A 26164-nucleotide genomic window follows, 5' to 3' on the forward strand; every position below is an offset into this window, starting at 1 on the left:
CAGTGCAGAGAGTGGAAGTGCAGCGATGAGTCTAATTTTCATCGAAATCTCCAATGCTAATTCGTAGTGCTAATATTTATTATAGAAAGCTCGAAAAAAGCGATACAAAATAGTATTACTGCGTCAGTGAACCAAATGATGTGGTGCAGTGTTGTGGACAAATCGCTCCTTGCGCATCAGATCGAACTTGTGAGCAAGGAGCAGGGTGTCCTCGTGACGAAGTGAGCGTTACCCAAATTCTGCGCATATCACTTATGAGGCGTTCTTTTCGGATCTACCTCTTCCTGTGATGCACCCGTACGCAAAAATCAGGATGAATACGAGTGGCATGGAGTTGATAATGGTCGAGCTGGATCCGGAGAGTACGTCGTAGTTGGAAAGGGTCAGGAAGAATGCTGAGCAGATTCCGATGAAGCCGATGAGGGGCAAGATAAAGGTAGTAAAGATGCGAGGATCTTTGCGTCGACGGAAGTAGAAGACCGTAGCGAAAGCCACGATACCTTGCAGGACGATGATGCCCGTTGTGCCCAGCGCAATGGTTGGCGCGAACGCGGTTACATAGTCAACGCGTGAGATGATTAACGCCAGCGTTACTACTGCTACAAACACACTGACCGCGATGCTTGCAGTTGCGGGTGACCCGGCCTTGGCGCTTGCGACACCGAAGCGGCGAGGCAAGATGCGCGCGTCTCCCAGCGTAAAGACGTAGCGCGTTGCAGCATTGTGGAGACTCAGAAAGGCGGCGAACGAGCTAGTCGCGATCATTAAGGAGATGATTTTTTCGGCAATCGGTCCAAGATTTTTTCCGAAGCTGTCAAGGAAAAGGCTCTGCTGAATATTGACGTCCGTCAGGCCTTTCTGTGCGATTGCAGCGACATGGTCAATCCCAATGTCACCGATGAACGCCCAGAAGGTAATGAAATAGAAGAGACCAACGAGGCCCACTGCGATGATAGTTGCTCGCGGGATCGCAGTCTTTGGATTCTTCGCCTCTGCGGAGTAAAGTGCTGCGGATTCGACACCGACAAACGCACTAAGCGCAAACATCACAGAAATTCCAAAACCAGGGGAAAATACCGTGGACGGCGAAACTGCTTCAACCGGAAAGGAATTTATTCCTTTATGAGCAACGATTGCAATAATCAATATTGAAAGAGCGCCAAATTCACAAATAATAAGAGGAACTACTACCTTGGCCGCGACATCAATATTCCTGATACCAAAGGCGGCAACTGCGATCATGGACATAATTATCCACGCCTGAGCGCCAATATGTATGCCGAATGACTGGGCGGAAAGGTCCACAAAATACCCGGTTAAAGTCGCGAGCGCCGCAGTCATCATTAGATATGATGCTAGGGACACGCAGGCGGTTCCCATGCCGACTCGATGCCCGAAGACAACGGTGGTGTAGCGATAAAATGCTCCATTGCCAGGTATCTCTGCCGCAAGAGCAGAATATCCCACTGCGAAGCAGAAGAGAAACAGTCCAGTTAGCAAAAAGGCGCCTGGAAGACCCGCCCCATTGCCGAAAATCACCGCGACGGGACCAACCGCTACAGTTGCACCAAGCGGGGCGGCCGCCGAGATTGTGAGTAGTGCCACCGCGCCAGTACCTAGCGTTCCGAACAGAGATGAGTCCTCGGGTGAACTTGTACCCGAAAGTGCCGACAGCTCTTCCATATTAGTACTCCAAATTGAATCGTCGCAGGAATGTGATTGATTTGTTGAGGCAAACGGCGTGTGCTACCTGCGTGGCATCATGTCAGGTAGGATGTTTTTTAAGTATGCGTTTCTTGCGTCTGAAGCTCGTTGTCTGGCCAGCTCAGATATTTCTCCATGACGATGAAGATGTAGGGTCCATATAGAATCGCTAATGGATATCGACTCCGATACTCTGTCGCAAAGATCGCTTACCTCAGGAACTACGAAATGACTTCTTAGTGCCTCGAGAAGGTAGTTTGCAGCGATTCGATTGTTGTCTATGTCTAGCCTGCGTATCTCAGGCGTGTAACCTAAGCCAAGAAGAACTTTCCGCATGGCCGGTCTCGTTCGGTAGAGCATCAAGACGCGATCAAAATAGGCGTCAAGCAATGTCTCCCATCGAACGAAAATCGTTGCACTTCCCACTGCGCAAACTTCCGTGATTTGCTGAAGGTACCGTTCCGCCAAGGCCACGAACACCAATGAAACGTCGGGAAAGAAGTGGTACACGCTGGGCGGTGCGGTGTTCAGGCTGTAGGCGATATCGTAGATACTTATGTCGCCAGGTTCGCGGAACTCCAGGAAGCTCTCCGTTACTTGGAGTATCTGTTCGAACTTCTTGCGTCCGCGCTCTTGAACAGGCCGCCGGATCGCCGAGCCTTGACGTCGCCAATCGGTATGTCGGGATGTAAGTTTCGGGGTGTCCATGGTCAAGAGCGGCTGAGACTGATGGGGCTGCCTAACCGAACGGTGCCAGCAGCCACGGCAAGTGCTTACACTTTTGCCTCTGCTACGGTGAGAGCGTATGTAGCGTCCAAGGACGACTCCAGAATCGCCATGCACGCGTTGAGCTCGTCAACCGTCGTAATAAGAGGGAAGATCATTCCCAGGACCGGGCCGATCGCCCTTGCAATGAAGCCTCGATTGCGTGCTTCTTGACTCACTGCCTCGCAGAAGGCAGTTTGTTCCTCTTCGGTGTGGCCAAGCGAGAAATCGAGAGCCGCAATGACACCGACCGAACGTGCTTCGCCTACGGCAGGATGACGAGAGAACTTCTGCATCCATGAGTTCAGTGCGGGATGGAGGTCCTTTGTCACATGTTCGAGCAGCTTCTGCTTCTCGATGACATCAATGTTCGCCAGAGCAACAGCGGCTCCCACGGGGTGGCCGCTATTTGTGAAGCCATGAACAAACATCTCATCTGCGGCTGTCAGAACATCGGCGACCTTGGCGCCGAGCCCGACTGCGGAAAGCGGGAAGTACGCCGATGTAATGCCTTTTGCCACGACCAGGATATCGGGCTGGAACCCGTAATGCTGGTAGGCGAACATCGAGCCGGTTTTCCCGAAGCCAGTGATTACCTCGTCAGAAACGAGGAGAATGTCGTGGCGTTTGCAGATCTCGGCAACCTGCTTCAGATAACTTGCGGTCGGCATGATGATACCGCCGGCTCCCTGGATAGGTTCAACGAAAAATGCGGCAACATTTTCAGCACCGAGTTCAAGGATCTTGCGCTCAAGCGACGCCGCAGCTTCGGCCCCTTGTTCTTCCGCCGTTTTGCCATTTCCGTAGCGATACCAGTACGGGGCATCAACGTGGTGAACAACACCGCTGATGGGCAAATCAAATTGCTCGTGATAGTGGTGAATGCCAGAGAGAACAGTTGTCAGGACGGTGTTGCCGTGATATGCATAGTTTCGAGCCAGCAGGATCTTACGCGTCGGCTGGTTGCGCAGCTTCCAGTAGTAGTAGATGATCTTGATGGCAGATTCGTTTGCGTCGGATCCTGTCGATGCAAAGAAGAAGGTGTCGAAGTCTCCATTGGTAAGCTCGGAGAGCTTCTTGGAGAGGAGGGCTGCGTCAGGATTCCCTTGACCCCAGAAGCTATGGCAGAATGAAAGACGCTTCATCGCCGAGTAGGCCGCAGCGGCAACTTCTTCGTTTCCGTAGCCGATAGCTGCGCAACCAAGCCCAGCGAAACCGTCGAAGAGCTCGCGCCCATCAATCGTCAAGCGAATACCCTCGCCCTTTGTCACGAGCGAAGGCCCGTCGCGTCTCAGCTCCGTCGGGCTGGTAACGGGATGGTAGTGATGTTGAATGTCCGCCGTGCGGGCATTGTTGCTCGAATCCATGTCGTGTCCTGTTGGTCTGGTAGTGTGCAACCCAGCACGTCCTCGTGCTGTGCGTGGAAGTTGATAGGCAGTTAGATATCGCTAAGTCAACGTCTCCGTGTTTAACTAGTCTGATATGGGGGCAATCTGACGATTTGAATTGTTAGCGTCCGACTCAGCCATGACCCACTAACCCTGATAGCTTGGAACTTGTTATATTTACCAATGCAACCGGCAACGAGATTTCTCTCACGCGCGGTATATGTTCTTGGTAGACACTCGCGCGCGCTTCTGTGGTGTGCGGCCTTGACGTCTCCCAAGGAAAATTCAATTTCGAAGTCGTTAGGATTCGAGAAGAATATATATTTGTACAAATAGTAGTTGCACCTATCTTCACGAAAAACCCACGCCAATAAATGATCGTTATAGATGGATTGAATAACACCGCGAACGCCTCATCAGCCGGGCATCGGACGCGAATCTAGGTGTTTTCCAGTACGCTGCACTCCTAGCCAGCAGCCCCCGGGGGAGCCCTGGCTGGCAACTTCCGCAAAAAGGCCTCATGCTCGCCCGCAACCGCTTTCGATATCATCTTCCGCGAGAAGTAGTGCGCTCAAGGCGTGCTTTTTTGAGGTTTTCGCGACCTCTCGCAAGTTCCGTCGGATTGAGGTTGGCGAAAGACTTCGTCATTGGGCGGGTGCGCAGTTCGTCTGATATACCCGTTGAACATTCCGGTGATAGCTGCGATGAGCAGAGCGCACTCCAGTACCTGCATCAGCGGCGGCTGCTCGAGGCGAAGCGGAATCTCGTATATACGATGACGACAGTGGCACAGATTTTTGACCTGCTTGGCTTTTCCGAAATCGCGTACTTTTCGCGTTTTTTCCCCCTCTGGAAGGTGTGAACTCCAGGGAGTTCCGCCGACAGCAAGCAGATTGTCAATGAGGCACTTATTGAAGTGCGCCGCGGTATCCGCGGCGCATCCTCGCGAGTTATTGGCACTCACTGAAAGCATTTCCATTCCGGCCTCAGAAGCGATAGCCAATCCCGACGAAAACTGCGATAGGGTCACCTGTGATCTTGCTTGAGTTTGTCAGGGTTGTTTGACCGGACTGAGATACAGCATTAAAGTGTGCATGCGTTACAAGCGGAAGATAGGTCGCGGACGCAGTCATATACCAGCGATCGGAGATCTGATATGACGCACCAAGGGAGAAAACTGGATTCCACGAATTGCTCAGCGACCCTTCGGCATGCCCACCCGGGCCGCCAAACTGGGTCAGCACGCCAGCAATGTTCGGGTTCAACTGGACTGCGGAAAACCAGGTGTAGTTCACGCCTGCACCGATGAAGGGGCGAAACCGGTTGTTAGCGGCACCGAAGAAATACTTGGCAAGAAGAATCGGTGCCCATGCTCGGGCCGTTGCGAAAGGGTGTAGGTCACCCATTTGAAGTGCCGGACCGCCCGAACCCAAAGGAGTTACGTTGCCTTGCGCGTATAAATTCAGTTTTGGCGGCACGCCCAGAATCGCTTCGAGGGCGATGTTATCCGTCACGAAATAGGAAAGCGTTAGCTCGGGGGTGACGACATTGTGTACTTGCGCATCTGTTCCTGCTGACGTGAAGGTTCCAAACGGCGACTGACTTTGAAGTTCCGTAGCACGTGATCTTCCGAAGTCAATCCACGCCGGACCTAGCGACGCGACAAAGCTCCCCACGCTTTGCGAGAATGCCATCGGCGAGGCCGACATTGCGAGCACCATTGCCGGGATGCTCATATTGAAACGCTTTAGCATACTTGTCTCCGATACCCATCGATTGATTCAAACTATTTGGCAGTTGTGGGTCTTTTGATTCTTCTGTCTACATTGTCGAATGCCCCAGATATTTCGAAAAGCGCAGCCAATATTCGAGAGAGCATGTGGACGTGACTATGATTTTCGTCACACCGAATGCAGTGTCGACGACCAATTTCGTGCTGTCTTGTCTGGAAGGGACCAGATTGTTGATGTTTCGTGCCATGCTGGCGGCTAAATCTGGTCTGCTCACTTGCGGAAAGAGAGTGCTCAGTGGCACTCAATTGAAGCGTTCGATATCTTGGCGGCTTATCGTAAATCGCTTGCTCGGTGACGCAACTCAAATTCACTACGGCTCTTCAAGCGACTTTTGCGTAATAGTAGAATCGAGGCGGGCGCATCGCGCGTTGTCCGCAGCATGCCCATATCACAGTGCAAGACCGCGAACCAGTCAACCGATCTTTAGCAATCAAGATCGCGAGCTGAAACGCGCCGCCCAAAGTCCGGCGGCTAGCCTTTCGAGTGTTCACCCTAGTTCGCGCGATTGAATGTTGATCTTATTTGCTATTGACTCTGCGCATGTAATTGAGTTGTCGCCAGTATTCAATCCTAACGTCCGGTACTCGCGTGCCGACATTCCGAAGTGATGTCGAAAGAGTCTGCTGAAGTGAGCAGCGTTGTTGAAACCCCAACTCATGGCGATGTCGGTGATTGATCGATGATGCCAAGCTGGTTGGGCAAGCCAATTCGCACAGCCATCGAGACGCTTATGGAGGATAAAATCGCTGATAGATTTGTCGCTATTAGCAAATATGCGATACAAATAGCGTTGCGATATACCGAGCGCGGCTGCGACTTGGGATGGGCGCAGAGCCGGGTCGCGAAGATTCTCGGAGATGAAGACGTGAGCGCGGCGCAAATGCATTTCCCGAACGTCCGACACGAGTACTGGAGACGTGTTGAAATATTCGGACAGTGCTGCCGAAATGAGATCAGCGGTAGTGCCGCAAAGGTGTTCGATAACTGTTGGGGAGCGTCGAATGTGGCCGAACTCACGATAGATGGTACTGACGTGTTCGACTGCGATGCGCCCGAGACCGCTCTGTGCAGGCACCCGAATGGCAGTATGTCTGCGATCGCAAGGCCCGCGAGACGACAAAAGTGCGCGACGGAAGCGCACTGTGTATTGCTGGCCGGAGAAGTTCCATATGAACGGACGGGAGGCGTCATATATCACCATGTCATTCGGACCGAGCTGGGCAGTGCGGCCATCTTGGAGAATCGTACTGATTCCGCTCAATTGCACGGACAAGAGAACGTGCTCCCCATCCTTGCCTTCCGAAAGACCTTGGCGATGATTTGCTACATGGTCGGTCGCCTGGAGGTGTGAAATGCAGAACGGACCATCATCTATCATGTCAACCCGTGCTTCAAAATGCTGCCGTTGCACATTCTCAGCTGACATTGACATTGGTGCGCAATAGTCCGTGATCCACCTTTCCCATGCGGCAAGACGATCACTGGGCGCGAACTCGGATGTCGTAAATGAACGCCTCATGGTTTGTGTGCCTCATTCGTCGGATTTCGTAGCTATCCGTATTCTTGAAGAGATTTCTGGCATGGCCCACTCGGTTGCGTCTTGAATACCACCCGGGCGGGAAGTGGTGCGCGAGCACCCCTCCCGACGCAGGCTTATCCTGCGCCTGACTGCCCCCCGGAGACAAGTCAGGGGGCACTACACTCGGCTATCTTTAACGACGTGGATTAGACCTGTGCGCCCAGTTGTCGACGAATGTCGAATCGATCAAAGTGTGCCCGTTTCTCGATGATTTTGCCGTCGGCAACTTTCAGGAGCATCATCAGCGAGAAGTGCACCGTCTTGCCAGTAGGTTCCACACCTTCGATCGGTCCGGATTGTTTGCCCTCGAACGTCAAATAGGCGGCGACTTGGTCACCTTCGGCAAGCAACGCCTCAATCGGAAACCGGAAACCCTTGAAGGCGTCGAAGTTCTTCTTCTCCGACTGGACGAAGCCGTCCGTACCGTAGATTGGCGTATCAACCTGCGTGTAGAACACAAAGTTCGGATGACAGAGTTCAGCGGCGGCGACATAGTCTTCCCGCTGGAGTGCGGCGTAGAATTTACGGACAAGGTCCTTGTTCGCTTCAACAGACATGATATTGATCCTTCTAAATAATTTGAGGAGTTTTGTCCGCGGTTTAGAGGACGCAAACCTCGCCGTCTTCCGGGACGAGCAGGTAGTTGACCATGCCTTTCTCTGCCGAGAATTCGCGCAGTTCCTTGCGTGTCAACAGAGCATGGTTGACTGCTTCCATGTGAGTCGCAATCAGAGTGGCGTGCGGCGCTGCCTGATGGACCTTATAGACATCCTCCTTACCCATGATGATCGAACCGAGACCGGGGACTTGGGCATCGCCGCTATTTAGGATGATGGCATCGGGCTGATAGGTTTCTACGCAGCTTTCGACATATTTATTCCACACCGTGTCGCCGGCCAGATACAGCGTTTTTTCTGACGGATGCTTGAAAACGACGCCACTCACCTGACCCAGTAGATCACCAATGGCGTGAATTGCTTCGTCCGACCCGTGTTGACCGGGAGTCTTGATGAGCGTCAGCCCGTTGAATGACGAGTCTTCCGTCAGCAAGCGAACATCTGAAAACCCTGATGCTTTCACAATCTCAGCATCTTCTTCATGCTGGACGAAGATCGGCATGTTCTTCGGGATCAAGGATTTGGCGCCGTCGTCCCAGTGATCCAGATGCGTGTGGGTAACGATGATGGCGTCCACGTCGAGAATCTGCTCGACGGAGATGGGCAACTCCACCGTTGGCCAAAAGAGATGGCTGTTCGCAGTGCCTTCGAATCCGGGGTAAGTGCCTTTCGGGGAGAGTACGGGATCGACCAGGAACCGCGTGTTGGCGAATTCCACGATGACGGTTGCATTGCGGATTTGCTGGATCTTCATGAGGACCTCCTTGTGCGTGGAGAAATTGTTACGGAACGATCGTTACATAACAAAGGAAAAAAATGCATGCATAAAAGCATGCACATCTTCAATCGAGATTCGAGAACAACAGCCTTAAAGCATCGTTCAGCCGCTCGTTATCGTAACCAGCGCGGACCATTACCTGAAGCCCTGGGAATGCCACGACGAGCAGCTGAGCAATGTCTCGCGCGGGCTTTGAGGACCTCACCGAGCCATCTCTTTTACCGCGCTCTATCGCACGTCTCAGCGCGTGCTCAATATGCTGAAAATCGTCCTGCACGCGCTGCCGGACCTCAGGGTCGTGCGGAGCCATCTCAACCGCTTGATTGATGCTCATGCATCCATTCGAAAACTGCGGCGAGTGGGCGTCCGTGACGATCATGCGAAAAAACGTCTCGATGGAGTGGCGTGCCGGTCCATGCTCAAGAATGTTGCGCATGTCGCGAACGCGGTCGTTTCGGTACGCATCGAATGCCGCCAGAAAGAGCTCGTGTTTTCCGCCAAATGCTCCATAGAGGCTGCTTTTTCCGAGGCCGGTCGCCTCTACCAAATCAACGACTGAAGTGCTCTCATAGCCCTTATGCCAGAAAACCCCCATCGCTTTGTGCAAAACTTCTGCGGCATCGAACTCCCGTGGCCGCGCCATAAACTACCCTCGCTTCAATTGCGGTTACGTCTCGCAGTAGGTGCTATTATGGAACATCCGTTACGGAATGTCAATCAGACTGACCGGAGTCCTCGTCGGGAGAGTTTGTGCTGTTCTGACGCCAAACGGGCTGGCGTTCGGGGGTCTTTAACGTCCCTCGTTGGGAACACACGGGGGTGTGCCGTTTCGCGTTTGCGGCAGGTATGGGCGCCCTGCCATCGTGAGCCGCCCCGAATGAAAGGCCGGTCGCATATCCGCCGCAGATGCGAATGTGGTACAGGATCAGTTGCGCTTGGGAGGACGGTGCTGGAAGGCGTGTGTGGGAGGAGGTCGAAGCGGACCGGTGTCGAAGCATCGACTGAGCGCTCACTGGTGCGACCGTCCACTCGTGGGCCTTCAGGACTCAAAGAGTCAGGAAGTGGGAGGAAGACCGGTAGCGCGTCGCTCCCGAGTTGAGCGTTGCTCCACTCAAAAGGTTGCAACCTGCACCCATGCCGACGCAATCCTGAAGTGTGCTTGTTGCGTCACGCCGTTCTATTCAGGAAGCGTACTGGAATTCGCGAGGTGATGCATGTTGGGGGGGGTCTCAGATCTTCCCCCTGGCTACAAACATCGCCGACATCATTTCCATGGAGCGGTCAGCCAGACCGCCTGCATTCTCGCAGCGAGCGAGTCTGTGGGCCGCCTACACGGCCGGGTGAAATACGACACCATTTGCTGTGGGGGGGGCACGCATGTTCAGACTGCCAATGGCCTAAAGCACGTTGTCTGGTCTGTCAGATAGATGCTGTGCTGGCATACAAATTGCTTAATCTTGCCCGATCGCGCGCCGCAGGTGCTGCAGTGCGCTGCGCGGGGAGTCTAGCCCTAAATACTGGACATGTCGGCCGGGTGTCCCAAAGCTTTGGTGATCAAATGAGATTTTTAGCTCATCTCTTGGATGTGATGCATGTGCGCGGTGTGTGCGAATTGCGTCGTTCAATCACGAAATCCGCACAGATCGAAGTCAATGAATACTGCAATGTGCCGGAGCTCAGTTGGCATTATGTCGTCCAGGGGGGCGTGCGTGTCGTTGACGCGGCAGGACGTCGTCGTTCAATGGTCGCTGGCGACATTGCGGTGATGGTCGATGCCTGCGGGCACCGATTGGAGCCATTAAATGCCCGGGATGCTCTTGAACGGAGCTCAGCGGTTGAATCTCGGCCGACGGAGGTACTTAGCGGCAGGTTCTTCGTATCGTCGCTTTATCTCGTACTTCTGCGTCGCTGCCTGCCCTCAATCGTGGTCTTTAGCGTGCAGGGGCAAAGTACACCGCAATTGCGCCTTTCTCGCCTCATTGCACTTATCTTGGACGAAGCCTGCGATCCAGAGACGGGTGGTTCCTATTTCGCAAGCAATCTCGCATCAGCGCTCTTTTTCATGACGTTGCGTTGTGAGCTGGCGAACCAGCATTCCGGAGGTGGTCGGGCGTGCGAGGAGGGGTATCTCGAGCCGGCGTTCGATCACATGTTCTCCAACCCGTCGCATGATTGGACGGCTCACGAACTTGCCCTTGTCTGTCAAATCCACGAGAGTGCCTTCCTCGAATTATTCATGTCCTTCACTGGAGAATCTGTATCTGATTTTCTGGGCGGGATACGCATCGTGTCGGCGATGAAAATGTTATTGGAATCCGATGATGTAGGGAAGGTGGCGTCGAGGGTGGGTTGCAATGATGTTGAGTTTTTTGAAAAACTACTTGTCAATAAATCAGGTTTCGACGTATCGAGCTGGAAAATATGGGGTGGTAATAGGTTGAAGAATTCGTCCGGCGAATATGTTTGATGTACGAGTAGATATCAATGAAGGAACGTGTTTTGAGAAAGGGTAGATAGATGAATTCCCTGCACAGTGAAAGCGATTCGCCCGGATTTTGGAGGGAGCAGGAGATGCTCCTTCTCCAGCAAATCATGAGTCTTGTGGGGAAAAGTCTTTCGACGGACATAGTCCTACGTGAAACGCTCCATCTTATGTCTGAGCTCCTTGGGCTGAACAGAGGGCGTATTGTGCTCATGGATGAAGCGACTGACAGTTGCAGAATCCGCTATGCGTATGGCCTCAAGCCCGACGAAATAGAACGGGGGTGCTACAAGATTGGTGAAGGAATAACGGGGCATGTGCTGCGCCACGGTCAGTTAGTCATCATACAGGATATCGATCGGGACGACGTTTTCCTCGCGCGAGCTGTTCCACGGGATCGCCTTCCGCCGGGCCCCGTTTCATTTATTGCTCTGCCGATCCGGATAGAGGATCGCAGTGTAGGCGTTCTTGCGTGCCATCGAATTCGCGCCCGGAATCGCGCTCTATCGAGCGACGTTTCTATTTTGCGGATCCTGGCGATACTGGCCGGACATCTTCTCCATCTTGATTCGATGATGAGGGCGAGAACGCGGGCGCTTGAGGAGCAGAACGAAATGTTGATGCACGCGCTCGAGCACGAGAGTGCAAAGTACGGAATCGTGGGCACCTCGCCTGCACTGTTGAGGGCCATCTCGGAGTTGGAGCGGGTCTCGGATGCTTCAGCGAGCGTCTTGCTGCTTGGTGAATCTGGAACGGGCAAGGAGTTATTCGCCAGAGCTCTGCACCTGTCCGGCCAACGGAGTGACAAGCCGTTCATAAAGGTGAACTGTGCGGCAATTCCCGACTCGCTTTTCGAGTCCGAATTGTTTGGCTACGAACGTGGTGCGTTTACGGGGGCCACGGGTGTGCGAGAGGGACTTTTCGAACAGGCGACTTCGGGCACTATATTCCTTGACGAAATTGGTGAACTGCCGCTCGCGTTGCAAGGAAAGCTGCTTCGCACATTGCAGGAAGGCACAATAACTAGGCTTGGGGGAAAGCGGGAAATCAAGGTGGACGTCAGGCTTGTTGCCGCGACCAACAGAAGCCTGGAGATAGATGTTGCCAACGGCATGTTTCGACAGGATCTCTATTACAGACTCAACGTTATTCCTATTCGTCTGCCGTCGTTAGCAGAGCGCAAAGGCGACATTCGACCTTTGGCTTTGCACTTTCTTAGCCGTACAAACCAGGCAAACCAACGCAACGTCAATCTTGCGCCTGACGCGCTTGCCAGGCTTGAGGATCATCAATGGCCAGGCAATATCCGGGAGCTTTCGAATTTCATCGAGCGCGTCGTGCTGCTCGCCGACAAGCCAATACTTCACTCGGAAGATGTCGAACGGTTTATGCCCGCAGCTGAATTGGTGCCAGCGCTGGAGACCTCAAGGTCGACGCAGCAGGCGAGAATTCAAGTCCCGGAAGGAGTGCGCCAGTACATGGCGAACGACTCGCATTCTGCTGACGAACTTCGACAAGCGTTGCGGACGGCTGGCGGTAACAAGTCGCGCGCAGCGCAACTGCTAGGTTTGACGACACGCCAGTTTTCGTATCGCTGGCAGAAAATCTGCAGTTAGGGTGAGATGACAATGTTCGACAAAATGTCGACATTGTAAACAATCTGGTATTTGACCGAACTGGCTGGTCGGGCGGGTGGTGACGAAAAACACAACCAATACAAAGCAGTAAAGGGGTTTTTGTGTCTTGGCACGGTCGTTGCTTAGTCTGATGTGCGATCACGCAGATCGTTTTATCCGGCTTTTATGGCACGTCTGTTACCAGGAGAAATACCTTGAGTACCGAAACCGTCACCACCTACCTGCGCCCCATCGACCGCGAAGGCCTTCTGAAATTTGCCGCCGCTGGCCGTGAGAACCCCGAGCGTAAGGGCAGCAACAAGGTCCACACGGTAATGCAGGGGCAGTTCCGCTCGTGGAGCTATGTGGGCACGCACAACCCGGTCGTCGTGGATGAGCCGGTCCACCTTTTCGGCGAAAACACAGTCCCCGCTCCGGGTGAGATCGCATTGTCCGCACTGGGTGGTTGCCTGAGTGTCGGCATCACAGCCGTTGCAACCTACCGCGAAGTCAAACTTTCGCGCCTAGAAATCTTCCTCGAAGCCGATATTGGCAATACCGCCGCGTGGGGCGCCGGCGGCGCCGAACGTCAGCCTGCGCAAATGGGCTTCCAGGCGATTCGCGTAAAGGTCCTCATCGAAGGCGATGCCACGCGTGAGGAACTGGACGATATCGTCAAGCACGCAAACTACTTTTCGCCCGTCGCCAACACGATGCGCAATCCCGTCCCGTTCAGCATCGCGCTCGCTGACTAAGCCGCAGCACGCTCCATCACTCTGATAAACGGGAGTATCGCATCATGATAGCGGTTGATTTTCCTGGCGACCGGATCGATTCGACGTGGACCGATTCGCAGGTCATGTCAAACGTGACGGCCGTCGCCGATGGCCCGCTTGCCGAAGCCGCGCATCGCATTGACGAGGGACATTACCCTCTCGAGATCATGGGGTCGCTCGGCGCCGCAGGCGCATTCGGTGCGCACCTCGAGCGAGGTGGTCGTCGGGTTGGCTTGGCACTGGATGCCATGCGCGCTGTGAGTCGCCGTTGTGGGTCGACCGGGTTTCTCACGTGGGCGCATGACGTCTGTGGGCTTTACATGGAGCAATCCGATAATCCCGCACTGACAGGCGAACTGCTCAATGATCACGCGATGGGGCGTACTTTTGGGGGCACGGCGCTTTCAAATCCGATGAAAGCGCTGGCAGGTATAGAAAAGATGTTGTTGCGCGCAGTGAGGGTGGCCGGGGGGTATCGCGTTAGTGGCGCACTGCCGTGGGTGAGTCATATCGCCCCCGGACAGTACTGCGGTGCCATGGCGGGGGTGTTCCGCGACGATGGCTCACTGTCGCACGAGATCATGTTCCTGTTGAAGTTCGCGCCCGAGGTCGTACTGCGCCAATGCCCCGAATTTTCGGGCATGGAAGGAACGAGCACTTGGGGCATACGCTTGGACAACTACTTTGTTGGAGAGGACGCGATGATTGCAGATCCTGCGCGCCCTCTCATTGCAAAGATACGAGCGGTATTTGTGCTACTGCAAGCTGGAATGGCGATCGGGATTGCACAGGGGAGTATCGACTCCATCCGCGAAGTCGAGCCTGTGCTTGGTCACGTCAACCAATTCCTTGAGGATGGCGCCGCGGAGCTTCAGGCGGAGTACGACGAACTGGGGGGGCGAGTTGCTCGGCTTGCGGAGACGCCTTATGACGGCAGTAAAGACTATCTGCTCCATGTGCTTGACGCACGTGTGCAAGGCGCGCAACTGGCGCTGCGCGCTGCAAATTCTGCGCTTATGCATCAGGGAGCTCGCGGCTACCTCATGAGCGCCGCTCCGCAGCGCCGTGTGCGCGAGGCCCAGTTCGTAGCGATCGTCACCCCCGCCATCAAGCACCTGCGTTGGGAGATGGCTCGTCTGTCGAAAGAGGAGGTCCCCGAATGAACACGCCGACCACGTTGCCGTGGAGGCAATTCCTCTGCCGGGCCTGTGGCTTGATTTATGACGAAGAACTGGGCGATCCAGATAGCGGGCTCGCGCCAGGGACGCGATTTGACGATATTCCGGAGGACTGGGCTTGTCCGCTCTGTGGAGTCGTGAAGGCGGATTTCGAGCCTTATGAGCCGCTTGAGCGAACGGCACTGCAGACTGACGCTGCTGCCGTTGCTCCTTCGCGTGAGCTCGGGGTCGTCATCGTGGGCGGCGGAATCGCAGGGTGGAGCGCGGCTGAAGCGTTGCGAGCGCTCGATCCCGCAGTACCTATCACCCTCGTGACCGCATGCAACGGCGACAGATATCTGAAGCCCGAACTGTCCGTAGCGCTCGGGCGCTGCTTGAAACCTGCAGATCTGGTTCGTGAGTCTGCCGTAAATGCAGCCCGGCGCCTCAACGTGCGGCTGATGACTGAAACGTTCGTCGTCGGTATTTCCCCGTCGCTCAATCAGGTTCGGACGACGCGAGGGGCGATTCGCTATACGAAGCTCGTAGTCGCACAGGGGGCGCGTCCGGCACTGCCAGAGCAGATGCCAGCTTCACTCTGCTGGCGTGTCAATGATTTGGCGGGGTGGTCAGGGCTTCAGGCACGATTGGATGGCGCGAAAAAACACGTCGCGATTGTCGGTGCCGGAATGATTGGATGCGAACTCGCAGAGGACTTTGCGCGCGCAGGTCACGCGGTGTCACTTATCGATGTGAACCCCGGTCCGTTGGCCAGCCTGGTTCCGGCAATAGTTTCTGAAAAGCTCTTGACGAGCTTGCAGGATGGGGGTGTCAGATTTTTGGGGGGGCGTCACATCGAGAAGATCGAGAAAGCGGAAAACGACCAAAAAGACATTCTGCTGCAAGGCACTGAGCAAATTCGCGTTGACGAAGTCGTTGCCGCAACAGGACTCGTTACCGAAACGCGGCTCGCGAAAATGGCAGGACTTGCGTTTGACCGAGGCATTGTTGTCGATCCGTTGTCGATGCAGACAAGCGTCGAAGACATTTACGCGATCGGCGACTGCATCAGTGTCGCCGGGGTGCCGTGCCGTTTCATCGAGCCGATCGTGCGCCAGGCGGGTGTTCTTTCGCATCACGCGCTCAATCGGGAACATGCCGGCTATGTCCACAGCACGCCTATGATCCGCCTGAAAACGAAGGCATTTCCCGTCGTTCTCCACGGGGTCCCACGCTCAGATGGCACGTGGAGCGCTCCGGAGGATCGAGATGGGCAGATTTGCATGGAGCAGAGCCTTGATGGTCGAGTGATTGCACGTATCGAAGCAGGCGTCACTAAGCAGCGGCTTGTTGCTTGAACGTCCTGCCGCCCGTAGGGCGGCTAACCCAAGTCCGGATTGAAGCAGGTGCGTCGAACATGAAAGATGAGAATCCGTATCGTCCGTATAGCCCGGACCACTCGCTGGAGCGCTGTTCATGTGGCATGCACGGCAGCCAGGACGAACACACTGCACGCAGCGGCGCTGCGTCGCGCCCCCAGGGGCAGGGTGACGAAACTCAGTCGCGTCATTTCATCGAAATGGCAGCCGTCCGGGCGCTGTTCCCCCACGATGCGCTGCGCCGCCGATTCCTGCGAGCAGTCGGCGTCAACGCTGCGCGTGCCGCTATCGCAAGTGTGCTTCCCTTAGCTGACCTTCAGGCGATGGCTGAGGAAAAGCGCCCACTGGAGAAGAAAGACCTGAAGATCGGCTTCATCCCGATTAATTGCGCCACGCCGCTGATTACAGCGGAACCAATGGGGTTCTATCGGGAGCAGGGCCTCAACGTCACACTTAGCAAGACCGCTGGGTGGGCCCTGGTTCGCGATCAGATGCTGAATCATCAGCTCGACGCATCGCATTTCCTGGCGCCGATGCCGCTCGCCATTTCGATGGGGCTTGCGTCTGCTGCCCAGCCGATGCGAGTTGCCGCCATTCAGAACGTCAATGGCCAGGCGATTACGCTAGCTCTGAAGCATAAGGACAACCGCGATCCGAAGAACTGGAGGGGCTTCAAGTTCGCCATTCCGTTCGAGTACTCGATGCACAACTTCTTGCTCCGCTACTACCTCGCAGAGCACGGACTTGACCCCGACCGCGATGTTCAGCTGCGAGTGACTCCGCCCGCGGAGATGATTGCCAATTTGCGGGCAGGAAACATTGACGGATTCCTAGGGCCGGATCCCTTCAATCAGCGTGCTGTGTATGACCAGGTGGGCTTCATTCATATCCTGTCGCGCGACATTTGGGATGGGCACCCTTGTTGTGCGTTCGGTGTGGCGCAGGACTTCATCGACAAGAATCCAAACACGTTTGTGGCGTTATATCGTTCTCTGCTGAAGGCCTCCGCGAATGCCCACAAGCTGGAGAATCGTCCTGCGATTGCGCGTGCTATCTCGACGCCGAATTATCTGAACCAGCCGGAAACAGTCATTTTGCAGGCACTCAACGGTCACTACGCCGATGGTCTTGGGCATGTGCGCGATCAGCCAGACCGAACGGATTTTCAGCCGCTGCCGTGGTATTCGATGGCCACCTGGATGCTCACACAAATGCAACGGTGGGGCTACATCAAGAAGCCGATTTCCTACGATGACCTTGCAAAAAAAGTGTTCTTGCTTACGGACGCGCGCGTGCAAATGAAGGCGCTGGGGCAAGAAGCCGACCAGGATGCGATAGCTACGGGGATGCGGAAATTCTCAGTGATGGGCCGTGAGTACGATCCCGCGGACCCTGCCACGTACCTCGCACATTTTGCAATCAAGCGGACCTGACTCAAAGGATATGAGATGAAGTCTTCAATTCGGTTGCAGGCTGCATTTGTGTCACTTGCCATGGTGGCCATCCTGCTTGTTTGCTGGCAGTTCGCAACAACTGCGGGCACGCAAGTTCAGCAGGCACCTACGACACCAGAGCAAAAGGAGTATGCCCGGTTGATGGGGCAGGCTCCGGGCGATCAATCGGCTGAGCCAACAAGTGATGGTTTCCCCACGCCAGCGCAGTTCTTGTCCGTCGCAGCGAAAAACCTCGCGCACCCCTTCTACGATCATGGTCCGAATGACAAAGGGATCGGCATCCAGTTGGGACATTCCCTTTTGCGTGTCGCTGGCGGATATCTGCTGGCTGTCGTCGTGTCGATACCGCTGGGTTTCCTGATTGGCATGTCACCGCTTCTATATCGCGCTTTTGATCCGTTCATTCAACTACTGAAGCCGATCTCTCCGCTCGCGTGGATGCCAATCGCGCTGTACACGATCAAGGATGCTTCTGTTTCCGCAATTTTTGTGATTTTCATCTGCTCCCTATGGCCGATGCTGATCAATACGGCATTTGGCGTCGCAAACGTAAGGCGGGAGTGGTTGAACGTTGCTCGCACCCTCGAAGTTTCGCCGTTGCGCAAAGCGCTCCAGATTGTCTTGCCTGCCGCTGCACCCACAATTATCACGGGAATGCGGATCTCGATGGGGATTGCATGGCTTGTGATCGTGGCTGCTGAAATGCTGGTCGGCGGGACGGGCGTTGGCTATTTCCTCTGGAATCAGTGGAACAATCTTTCTCTGACAAATGTCCTGTTCGCGGTAGTCATCATCGGAGTTGTGGGAATGCTCCTCGACCAGCTTTTCGCGCGCCTGCAAAAGAAGGTGACCTATGCAGAGTAACGACAGTCGCAGCACAATCGGCGGAGCATTCATTGAGATTGACAACCTCTCGAAACGTTACCGCGCCGACCTTCCACCGGTCTTCGAGGACGTGACTTTCAAGATCGACCGTGGAGAGTTCATTTGCGTAATTGGTCATTCTGGCTGTGGAAAAAGCACGATTCTGAACGTGCTTGGTGGGCTTGAGCAGGCAAGTGGTGGCAGTGCCGTCATGGGCGGACGGGAGATAGCTGGCCCAAGCCTTGATCGCGGCGTAGTGTTCCAGGGGCATGCGCTGTTGCCTTGGCTCACAGCGAAACAGAATGTCGAATTTGCCGTCCGGTCACGGAATCCAGACTGGACACGGCAACAGATTCAAGACTGCGCGATGCGCTTTCTCGATATGGTTGGGCTCACGCGAGCGATCGACAAAAAGCCATCGGAGCTATCGGGTGGTATGCGCCAGCGCGTCGGGATTGCCCGCGCGTTTTCCGTCGCGCCTAAGATGCTTTTGATGGATGAACCTTTCGGGGCACTCGATGCGTTGACGCGTGGTGTTATTCAGGATGAGCTTTTGCGCATCTGTCTGGCTACGCATCAGACCGTTTTCATGATCACACATGACGTGGACGAAGCAATCTTGCTTGCTGACCGAATTTTTTTGATGAGTAATGGTCCGCGTGCTCGCCTTGCAGAGATCGTTGTGAACACGATGCCCCGGGAGAGGACACGAGAATCGCTGATTCACGATCCTCAGTTCTATCGGATCCGAAACTATCTCATCGATTTTCTCGTCCGACGGTCCGCAACGATCCAGCAGGATATCGAACAAGGGCGCGACATGCATCAAATGACGCAGATTGTTCGTCCCGGTCTGTGCCAAGACAACGTTACGGAGCTTGAACAGGGTCGCGTGCTCCGTACCGGAAATATGGCTTAATTTTTCTAGTGGTAGATTTTTTTAAGGATAGTCACATGATTTCGAGTCGCACGCAGGTTACCGAGATGATCGTTTCGGCGAAGGTTCGCAAGGGCCTCAAGTGGGCAGATGTCGCTGAAAAAGTAGGCATGGCGAAGGAGTGGACTACCGCCGCATGCCTCGGTCAGATGCAGCTGAGCAAAGAGCAGGCCGCCATCGTTGGTGAAATCTTCGAGTTGTCCGATGAAGCCATCGCGTGGTTGCAGATTGTTCCATACAAAGGTTCACTGCCGACGGCTGTTCCGACGGATCCGCTGATCTATCGCTGGTACGAAATGGTGAACGTGTACGGCACGACCATCAAAGAGTTGATCCACGAAGAGTTCGGTGACGGGATCATGAGTGCAATCGACTTTTCGATGGACATCCAGCGCCAAGCGGATGCGAAAGGTGACCGCGTAAGTGTGGTGCTCTCCGGCAAATTCTTGCCGTACAAGTCCTACTGACCGTAAAAGGGAAGGACCTATGATGTTCACCGGGGCCGTCTACGGCTTGGCAATCGGCGCCGTCCTTGGACTGACTGGAGCTGGCGGCGTTATGGCCGTGCCGGCACTGATGCTGGGTCTAGGGTTGACGCTGCATGATGCAGCGCCAATCTCCCTGATTGCAGTCTCATCTGCGGCCGCAATTGGCGCGGTAACGGCTTTAAGGCGTGGTCATGTGCGCTATAGGGCGGCCATTGCAATGTCCCTTGCGGGAGCAGTCGGCGCGCCAATTGGAGCGCATTTAGCACACGAGATGCCACAGCGATGGCTAACGTTCATATTTTGCGGAGTGATGCTGTTCGTAGCGGTCCGGATGATTGCTCAGGTGCTAGGAAACGCTAACCAGCGCGAACAGTCCAGCAAAAATCTGCTCTGTCGGGTGAATCCTGAAACCGGGCGATTTCATTGGACAGCAGGCTGTGCCGCGTCGATGGCAAGTATTGGTGCCTCGGCTGGGCTGTTCACTGGCATGCTTGGTGTAGGGGGCGGCTTCGTCATTGTCCCGGCATTGCGGCAGTTTAGCGATTTGCCGATGGTTGGTGTTACTGCGACGTCACTGGCAGTCGTAGCGCTCGTAAGTTCCTTTACCGTAGTCGGGTCACTATTAGGCGGCGCTCACATTGCGTCTGTTGGCTGGGTCTTTACCGGGGCGATGGTCGTCGGACTTGCGGGCGGCCGTATAGCGACGCATCGGTTGCCATGGCAGTGGGTCCAGTCGGTGTTCGCTTTGCTCGTCCTCAGCGTCGCTGTGCTGTGGCTAAAGCAGACATTCGCCTGAGGGTCAGAGAAGATGGAAGTTAGAATTGAGCCGTTCTTCGACCCGGCGACGTCGACATTCAGTTACGTCGTGAACGCGAAGGGCTACCGCGAATGTGCAATTGTGGATTCTGTTCTCGGCTTTGAACTGAGGGCTTTGAGAGTCTCGACGGAAGCTGCTGACAAGATCGCAAGTTACATTAGAGAGCACGACCTGCTGGTTCAATGGCATCTCGAGACGCACGTACATGCTGATCACTTGTCCGGCGCAGACTATCTGAAACAAGAACTTGGCGGTCAGATCGGCATTGGCTCGGGCATAGTCGAAGTGCAACGAGTATTCCGGGAAATATTCGATTTTGGGTCCGAGTTTGAGCCCAACGGAAGTGACTTTGACCATCTCTTCGAATGTGGCGAGAAGTTCAACGTCGGCCCTTTGGTCGTTACGGTGATGCACGTGCCGGGCCATACTCCCGCTGATGTGGCATTTCTATTCGGGGAATCTGTGGCATTTGTTGGTGACACGATATTCATGCCAGACGTTGGCTCTGCTCGTTGCGATTTTCCTGGAGGAAGCGCCGAGAACCTGTACAAATCAGCTCGCCGGATCCTCAAACTCGGGGAAGAAACGCGTCTCTTTTTGTGTCACGACTATCCTCCTGACGGACGCGAGCCGATTTGCATGACCAATGTTCGACACCAGAGGCACGCAAACATCCATGTTCGCGACGGAATCAATCTGGCGACGTTCAGAGACATGCGCAACAGGCGAGACCAGAGCCTGTCCTTACCGGGGCTATTCTTCCCTTCCATCCAGGTTAATTTGCGCGCAGGGAAGCTTCCAGTGCAGAACTCGCGTGGGAGGAGATTTATGCAGTTTCCCATCGACTCGATCTGATTGTGTGCGGCTGAATCGCGATTACGACATCTATAAAAATCGATTAAAGGCAAGCCATTGAGAACGATCATCAACAATATGAGAATCGGAGCCCGTCTCGGAGCTGGCTTTTTCGTCGTTCTCTTTCTTTTGGTTGTCATTGTTGTTGTCGGTGCGTACAAGCTCGTCAGCATTGACCGAGATACGCAGTTGCTGGTTGACAGTGACTTTCGCAGCGCAACTGCGGCGCATGCTATAGACAAGCGAACGCAAATGAACGCGCGATACTCGCTGCAACTAATTCTGGCCCGAGACGATGCATCGGTGAATGCTCTTCTGGACAAGATTCACACGAATCAGAAGGAGAACGCGACTTTCCTCGACACGATTCAAAGATCTGACACATCTGATCGGGCAAGAGAACTGCTTGCCACTCTGCGTGAGCGTCGCGATACACTAATGTCGGCGCTCTCGAGCGTTAGCATCGCACTTGAACAGCATAATCAGGATGCCGCAGTCAAAATTACGACGGATAGAACAATCCCTGCCTTGACCGCGTTGAGTGAGACAACTGACCAGCTTGTTGCACTGGAAAAAGCACACGCAGATGTTCGAAGTGCGACCGTTGTCGACAAAATTCGTTCCTCCCTTCACTTCATGTTGGCACTCGGCGCAATTACATTGGTGTTTGGAGCTGCCTTTTCACTCCTGCTAACACGAACAATCACTCGCCCAATCATCCAGGCTGTGGACGTGGCGAGCACGGTTGCATCGGGTGATTTGTCTTTGCACGTTACCGCTCAATCGCTCGACGAGACTGGGCAACTTCTTCGCTCGCTTGATGGCATGAGCAGGAGTTTGGGGGGCATAGTGGCACAGGTGCGTGTGGGTACGAACGCCATCGCTACGGCCGCAACACAGCTGGCCTCTGGAAATACAGACTTGTCATCTCGTACAGAGGAGCAGGCTGCGTCTCTGGAGCAGACCGCTGGGGCAATGGAGGAGTTCACCGCCACCGTAGGCCGCAATTCAGATAGTGCAGAACGTGCGAATAGTCTCGCGCGTAAAGCTGCGGAGGAGGCCAGACGCGGAGGAGATGCCGTCGAGCGAGTGACGTCGACAATGCGTGGGATTTCTAGCAGTTCGCAGACTGTCGAGAGCATCGTTGAAGTTATCGAGGGAATTGCGTTCCAGACGAATATCCTTGCCCTCAATGCTGCAGTAGAGGCTGCGCGGGCCGGAGAACAGGGTAGAGGATTTGCAGTGGTGGCAGGAGAGGTGCGCGCCTTGGCTCAACGCAGTGCGAGTTCAGCGAGAGAAATCAAAGCGCTGATTTCAGAGTCCTCCGCGCGTGTCAGAGAAGGGGCGAAGCTGGTCGAAGATGCCGGTCAGATCATAAGCAGTATTGTACTGTCGGTTGGAGACGTCGCGACGATCACGGAGGAGATCTCGATTGCATCTGCTGAGCAACTGACCGGAATCCAGGAAATGAGTCAGGCGGTCTCCCAGATGGACCACGTTACGCAACAGAATGCCGCATTGGTTGAACAATCGGCGGCCGCGACGCATGCGCTCGCGTCACAGGCTCGCTCGCTCCTGGATGCGGTTGGATTCTTCCGTTTGTCAGAGCTTTGAGCGCTTTTGTGCATCCCTCGGTTATTCCTGCATGGAGGCACCGCTCGCACTACGGATGGGACACGACAAGGAGAAGAAGTGACACCTTGCATTCTGGTCGAGCAACGCCCTGATAACTGAGGTGGGGACTACACCCACGCGACGCAGATATCGTTAAGCGCAGGCACGTCGGTTAAACACGGCGATCAAACACCTGACAAGCGAACCAGTTCTACGCGCTTGAGTGGCCGCATTTCCGTCAGTCCAAACGCTGTGGAGCGGGGCATATGGGAGCGCTGCCGGGCAACACACAACGTCGCGATCGACTGTAGTCGACCGAAGACGCTTACGCGAACGTGCCGAGATGTGCGTCCGGTAGGCGCGACATACGCTAATTCATACGGGGTTGCATGACGCCCTGGAGTGCCTGCTGAAATAGTGGTGCAGCAAGTCGGTGACATTGCCATCCGGTGCGCGCGTTGTGGCAATTCGGACAACACACGCACGAGGTATGCGTAGGTCTCGGCAATGCAGGTCAGACAACACGTAAGCATCTGGCTGTAGATGATCGCACTCGCTTTCGCTGCGGCGATTGTGTCACTGACTACCCTTGCTTCAATTGCGGCGGCACTACGCCGTGTGTGCTATTATGGAACATTTGGTACGGAATTTCAACCTAGCCTGCCGGGGAGTCCTTCGGGCGATATTTGCTTTCTGGGGGGCAGTGGGGAGAGGCTTGCGTGCTTCAAGCGGCACTACGGTGGCGTAGGGCCGCGCGTCGTCTCGCGGGCACGTCGAGTTCAGGGAACTGCCTTGTAGGCCGTGAGGTTTGTGTTGAAGGGCGGCTCTCTAAAGAGCCATCGCGGGTGTGAACCGAAGTCACCGAATTATTGAACAAGTTCGTGTCACTAAGAAGAATTCGGCAAGCTTGTCCTTGAGGCTGAAGGGGGGGTTGCCCTAGTTGTGTGGCTCTGGCGATCATGACAGATTTCGTTCAATAAGCGATAGTGGGATTTCAATTGGCTGCTCAGCTCCTTAGAGCCGTGGTAGGAGTTCACGGCACCACTCATGTCGAGGCATCAGTCGCGTACCAGTTGCAAATTGCGAATTTGGTGCGGGATCAGTTGCGCTCGGACGGGGTGTTGCCGGAGGGCGTATTGCGGGAAGATATCGAAGCGTCTTGGCGTCGAAGCATCGACCAAGGTGTCCGTTGGTACGACCGTTCGTTATTGAACCTCCCGGACGCAAAGAGCCAGGAAGAGATGCGCGAGGTGAACAGCGCGTTACTTGATGCGGCGACTCCGGAACTTCGATTTCTAGCTGAACGTTGCTCGTCTCAAGAGATCGTGATCTTGACTGATGCCGACGCGGCTATCCTGAAGATTGACGGTCATGTAACGCCGTTCAAAGATCACATTGGAATTCGGGACATACGCCCTGGTGCATGTTGGAGCGAGTCCGTGCGTGGAACCAACGCTCTTGGTATGGCGCTCGTCGAAGGCCGGTCTGTACTCGTAAATAGTGGTGAGCACTTCCTTGACAGTTTGAACCGTGTTTCCTGCAGATCGATGCCCATTGCGGATCCGTACGGCAAGATTCTGGGAGTGCTTGACGTCACTCGCGACGGACCTCTGCCGCTACAAGACACTATGTTCATGCTGATGAATACTGTGGCGCGACATATTGAACGCCGCTTGTTCGCTGCCACGTTTCCCGAGCATGTTCTTGTTGCCATACATTCATACGAACAATATATTGATTCAATTTGGGCCGGGCTACTGGCCATTACGGACGAAGGCATAGTCGCTGGCGCAAGTTTCCAGGCGTGTGAACTGTTGAATCTCACGAGAGAGCAAGTTGTTGGCCTCCAGTGCGGTAATGTGCTGCAAATGCGTGGCGCGCCGTTTATGACTGTTCTTGAACAAGCTCACGGACTCAAGGTCGCCGGCCTGCAGCAGGAATACCGGTTTAAGGTTCTCGCGTTGCCGCGGAATCCGGTGGGGGGAAATATTCTCAGTGCCGCACAGGCAACGGAGGCGGTAGCCGATTCTCATTCCCCTTTGGGCGCACTTGCCTGCGGAGACCGCCAGTTGTTGCGTGCATTGCAGCAGGCATGCCAGGGTTTGAACAAGGGCGTGCCAGTCTTGCTCCAAGGAGAGACGGGCACGGGTAAGGAGGTGATCGCGAAGGGCCTTCACGATGCCAGCGCGCGTTCCGGGAAGCCATTCATTGCAGTGAACTGTGCAGCCATTCCCGAGGGATTGATCGAGTCTGAACTGTTCGGCTATCGCGAGGGCGCTTTCACCGGCGCTCGAAAAGGGGGAGTCGTTGGGCGCGTGATGCAAGCGCACGGCGGTACTCTCTTCCTGGATGAAATCGGAGATATGCCGGCCCCTTTGCAAGCGCGCCTTCTGCGTGTCCTGCAGGAGCGCAAAGTCGCTCCCTTGGGTGCTGGCAGTGAACACGATATCGACGTGGCTGTGATTTGTGCGACCCATCGCGACCTGAGTGTACTGATACGCGACAAGACGTTTCGGGAAGATCTCTACTACCGAATCAAAGGCTTCTCGATAAATCTTCCGGCGTTGCGTGAGAGGCCGGATATCGATCTGCTTGTCGTGACGATTCTGAAGAAGCTTGGAGCCCCTGAGGTGCGCATCAGCAAGGAGCTGGCGGACGTTTTTCGCCGACATCCATGGCCGGGAAATATACGCCAACTCGAAATGGTGTTACGCACGGCATTGGCTGTTCGGGGTGATGGCGAGACCGAGCTAGGGTTGGACCATATGTGCGCTGGGTTTGTTGGCGCTGATACCTGTGTGAATTCAGCTCGGCCTGTTGGCTTGATTCGCGAGCAGGAAGCCCAGTTGATTCGCAATGCGCTCGAAAAGCACAACGGAAACGTGGGCGAGGCTGCGAAGATGCTGGGAATTGGGCGATCTACGCTTTATCGGCGGATCAAAGAGTTGGATGAGTGACCGCGGATGGCGTGACCGGTCCACGCTATCACCGTATGTTGAGGCGGAGAAAGTATCCTCGGCAACCGAGGCTTCGTATGAATCGGGAAAGGCGCAGAGCGGTTGGTGAGATGGAAGAACGATAGTCGAATCATGGTGGCTTCT

At 54.9% G+C, this 26164-nt stretch carries 22 protein-coding genes; 14 read left to right on the top strand and 8 right to left on the bottom strand.

Features of this window, described 5'->3' with window-relative positions; genetic code table 11:
- Positions 1–252: 252 nt before the first annotated feature.
- From U5A65_RS36020 to U5A65_RS36025, 3 genes are all read right to left on the bottom strand, one after another.
- Positions 253–1683, bottom strand: coding sequence for an APC family permease (locus tag U5A65_RS36020; RefSeq protein WP_321915925.1), 1431 nt, complete (start codon positions 1681–1683; stop codon positions 253–255).
- A 63-nt stretch (positions 1684–1746) separates the two neighbouring features.
- Positions 1747–2412 carry a TetR/AcrR family transcriptional regulator gene (locus tag U5A65_RS41020; RefSeq protein ID WP_408602553.1) on the bottom strand — a complete coding sequence of 222 codons (666 nt, stop codon included), beginning with the start codon at positions 2410–2412 and terminating at the stop codon, positions 1747–1749.
- A gap of 65 nt (positions 2413–2477) precedes the next feature.
- A complete protein-coding gene (locus U5A65_RS36025; protein ID WP_321915926.1) occupies positions 2478–3836 on the bottom strand; it encodes an aspartate aminotransferase family protein in 1359 nt (452 codons plus the stop codon).
- 649 nt (positions 3837–4485) lie between these two features.
- On the opposite strand from U5A65_RS36025, the gene U5A65_RS36030 reads away from it, so the two are divergent.
- A complete protein-coding gene (locus U5A65_RS36030) occupies positions 4486–4719 on the top strand; it encodes a helix-turn-helix domain-containing protein (RefSeq protein ID WP_321915927.1) in 234 nt (77 codons plus the stop codon).
- 124 nt (positions 4720–4843) lie between these two features.
- Here the strand turns inward: U5A65_RS36030 and U5A65_RS36035 are convergent, their stop codons facing one another.
- The 5 genes from U5A65_RS36035 to U5A65_RS36055 all read right to left on the bottom strand — a co-directional run bounded on the left by U5A65_RS36035 (position 4844) and on the right by U5A65_RS36055 (position 9267).
- Positions 4844–5611, bottom strand: a complete 768-nt coding sequence (locus U5A65_RS36035) for an OmpW/AlkL family protein (protein ID WP_321847144.1) — start codon at positions 5609–5611, stop codon at positions 4844–4846.
- A gap of 526 nt (positions 5612–6137) precedes the next feature.
- Positions 6138–7169 (bottom strand): helix-turn-helix domain-containing protein, encoded by a 1032-nt coding sequence (locus U5A65_RS36040; RefSeq protein WP_321915928.1) that lies wholly within the window; start codon positions 7167–7169, stop codon positions 6138–6140.
- Positions 7170–7375: 206 nt separating this feature from the next.
- Positions 7376–7786 carry an ester cyclase gene (locus tag U5A65_RS36045; RefSeq protein ID WP_321847146.1) on the bottom strand — a complete coding sequence of 137 codons (411 nt, stop codon included), beginning with the start codon at positions 7784–7786 and terminating at the stop codon, positions 7376–7378.
- Positions 7787–7829: 43 nt separating this feature from the next.
- Entirely contained in the window at positions 7830–8600 is a 771-nt protein-coding gene (locus tag U5A65_RS36050) for an MBL fold metallo-hydrolase (protein WP_321847147.1), read from the bottom strand.
- 88 nt (positions 8601–8688) lie between these two features.
- Positions 8689–9267, bottom strand: coding sequence for a TetR/AcrR family transcriptional regulator (locus tag U5A65_RS36055; protein WP_321915929.1), 579 nt, complete (start codon positions 9265–9267; stop codon positions 8689–8691).
- Positions 9268–10158: 891 nt separating this feature from the next.
- Here U5A65_RS36055 and U5A65_RS36060 point away from each other — a divergent pair.
- The 13 genes from U5A65_RS36060 (at position 10159) to U5A65_RS36120 (ending at position 26020) form a co-directional block, all read left to right on the top strand.
- On the top strand, positions 10159–11091 hold the full coding sequence (locus tag U5A65_RS36060) for a cupin domain-containing protein (protein WP_321915930.1): 933 nt from the start codon (positions 10159–10161) through the stop codon (positions 11089–11091).
- 104 nt (positions 11092–11195) lie between these two features.
- Complete coding sequence (locus U5A65_RS36065; protein WP_415766253.1) at positions 11196–12722, top strand: sigma-54 interaction domain-containing protein; 1527 nt, start codon at positions 11196–11198, stop codon at positions 12720–12722.
- A 215-nt stretch (positions 12723–12937) separates the two neighbouring features.
- Positions 12938–13477 carry an OsmC family protein gene (locus U5A65_RS36070; protein WP_321915932.1) on the top strand — a complete coding sequence of 180 codons (540 nt, stop codon included), beginning with the start codon at positions 12938–12940 and terminating at the stop codon, positions 13475–13477.
- A gap of 44 nt (positions 13478–13521) precedes the next feature.
- Complete coding sequence (locus tag U5A65_RS36075) at positions 13522–14661, top strand: acyl-CoA dehydrogenase family protein (RefSeq protein WP_321915933.1); 1140 nt, start codon at positions 13522–13524, stop codon at positions 14659–14661.
- Positions 14658–16013, top strand: coding sequence for an FAD-dependent oxidoreductase (locus U5A65_RS36080; protein WP_321915934.1), 1356 nt, complete (start codon positions 14658–14660; stop codon positions 16011–16013). Before U5A65_RS36075 ends, U5A65_RS36080 begins: the two co-directional genes overlap by 4 nt.
- Positions 16014–16072: 59 nt before the next feature.
- A complete protein-coding gene (locus U5A65_RS36085; protein WP_321915935.1) occupies positions 16073–17467 on the top strand; it encodes a CmpA/NrtA family ABC transporter substrate-binding protein in 1395 nt (464 codons plus the stop codon).
- A 15-nt stretch (positions 17468–17482) separates the two neighbouring features.
- Positions 17483–18352: a nitrate ABC transporter permease gene (ntrB, locus tag U5A65_RS36090; protein ID WP_321915936.1), complete on the top strand. Its 870-nt coding sequence runs from the start codon at positions 17483–17485 to the stop codon at positions 18350–18352.
- Complete coding sequence (locus U5A65_RS36095; protein ID WP_321915937.1) at positions 18342–19271, top strand: ABC transporter ATP-binding protein; 930 nt, start codon at positions 18342–18344, stop codon at positions 19269–19271. The genes ntrB and U5A65_RS36095 overlap by 11 nt, the downstream gene beginning before the upstream one ends.
- Before the next feature lie 35 nt (positions 19272–19306).
- The gene (gene cynS / locus U5A65_RS36100) at positions 19307–19756 is read left to right on the top strand and encodes a cyanase (protein ID WP_321890082.1); all 450 of its coding nucleotides are present in this window, start codon (positions 19307–19309) and stop codon (positions 19754–19756) included.
- A gap of 19 nt (positions 19757–19775) precedes the next feature.
- Positions 19776–20573 carry a sulfite exporter TauE/SafE family protein gene (locus U5A65_RS36105; protein ID WP_321915938.1) on the top strand — a complete coding sequence of 266 codons (798 nt, stop codon included), beginning with the start codon at positions 19776–19778 and terminating at the stop codon, positions 20571–20573.
- Between the two features lie 12 nt (positions 20574–20585).
- Positions 20586–21449: an MBL fold metallo-hydrolase gene (locus U5A65_RS36110; protein ID WP_321915939.1), complete on the top strand. Its 864-nt coding sequence runs from the start codon at positions 20586–20588 to the stop codon at positions 21447–21449.
- Positions 21450–21506: 57 nt separating this feature from the next.
- A complete protein-coding gene (locus tag U5A65_RS36115) occupies positions 21507–23063 on the top strand; it encodes a methyl-accepting chemotaxis protein (protein ID WP_321890079.1) in 1557 nt (518 codons plus the stop codon).
- Positions 23064–24061: 998 nt separating this feature from the next.
- On the top strand, positions 24062–26020 hold the full coding sequence (locus U5A65_RS36120) for a sigma-54-dependent Fis family transcriptional regulator (protein WP_321915940.1): 1959 nt from the start codon (positions 24062–24064) through the stop codon (positions 26018–26020).
- Positions 26021–26164 lie beyond the last annotated feature (144 nt).

It is taken from the genome of Paraburkholderia sp. J10-1 (genome assembly GCF_905220165.1).
GTDB lineage: Bacteria > Pseudomonadota > Gammaproteobacteria > Burkholderiales > Burkholderiaceae > Paraburkholderia.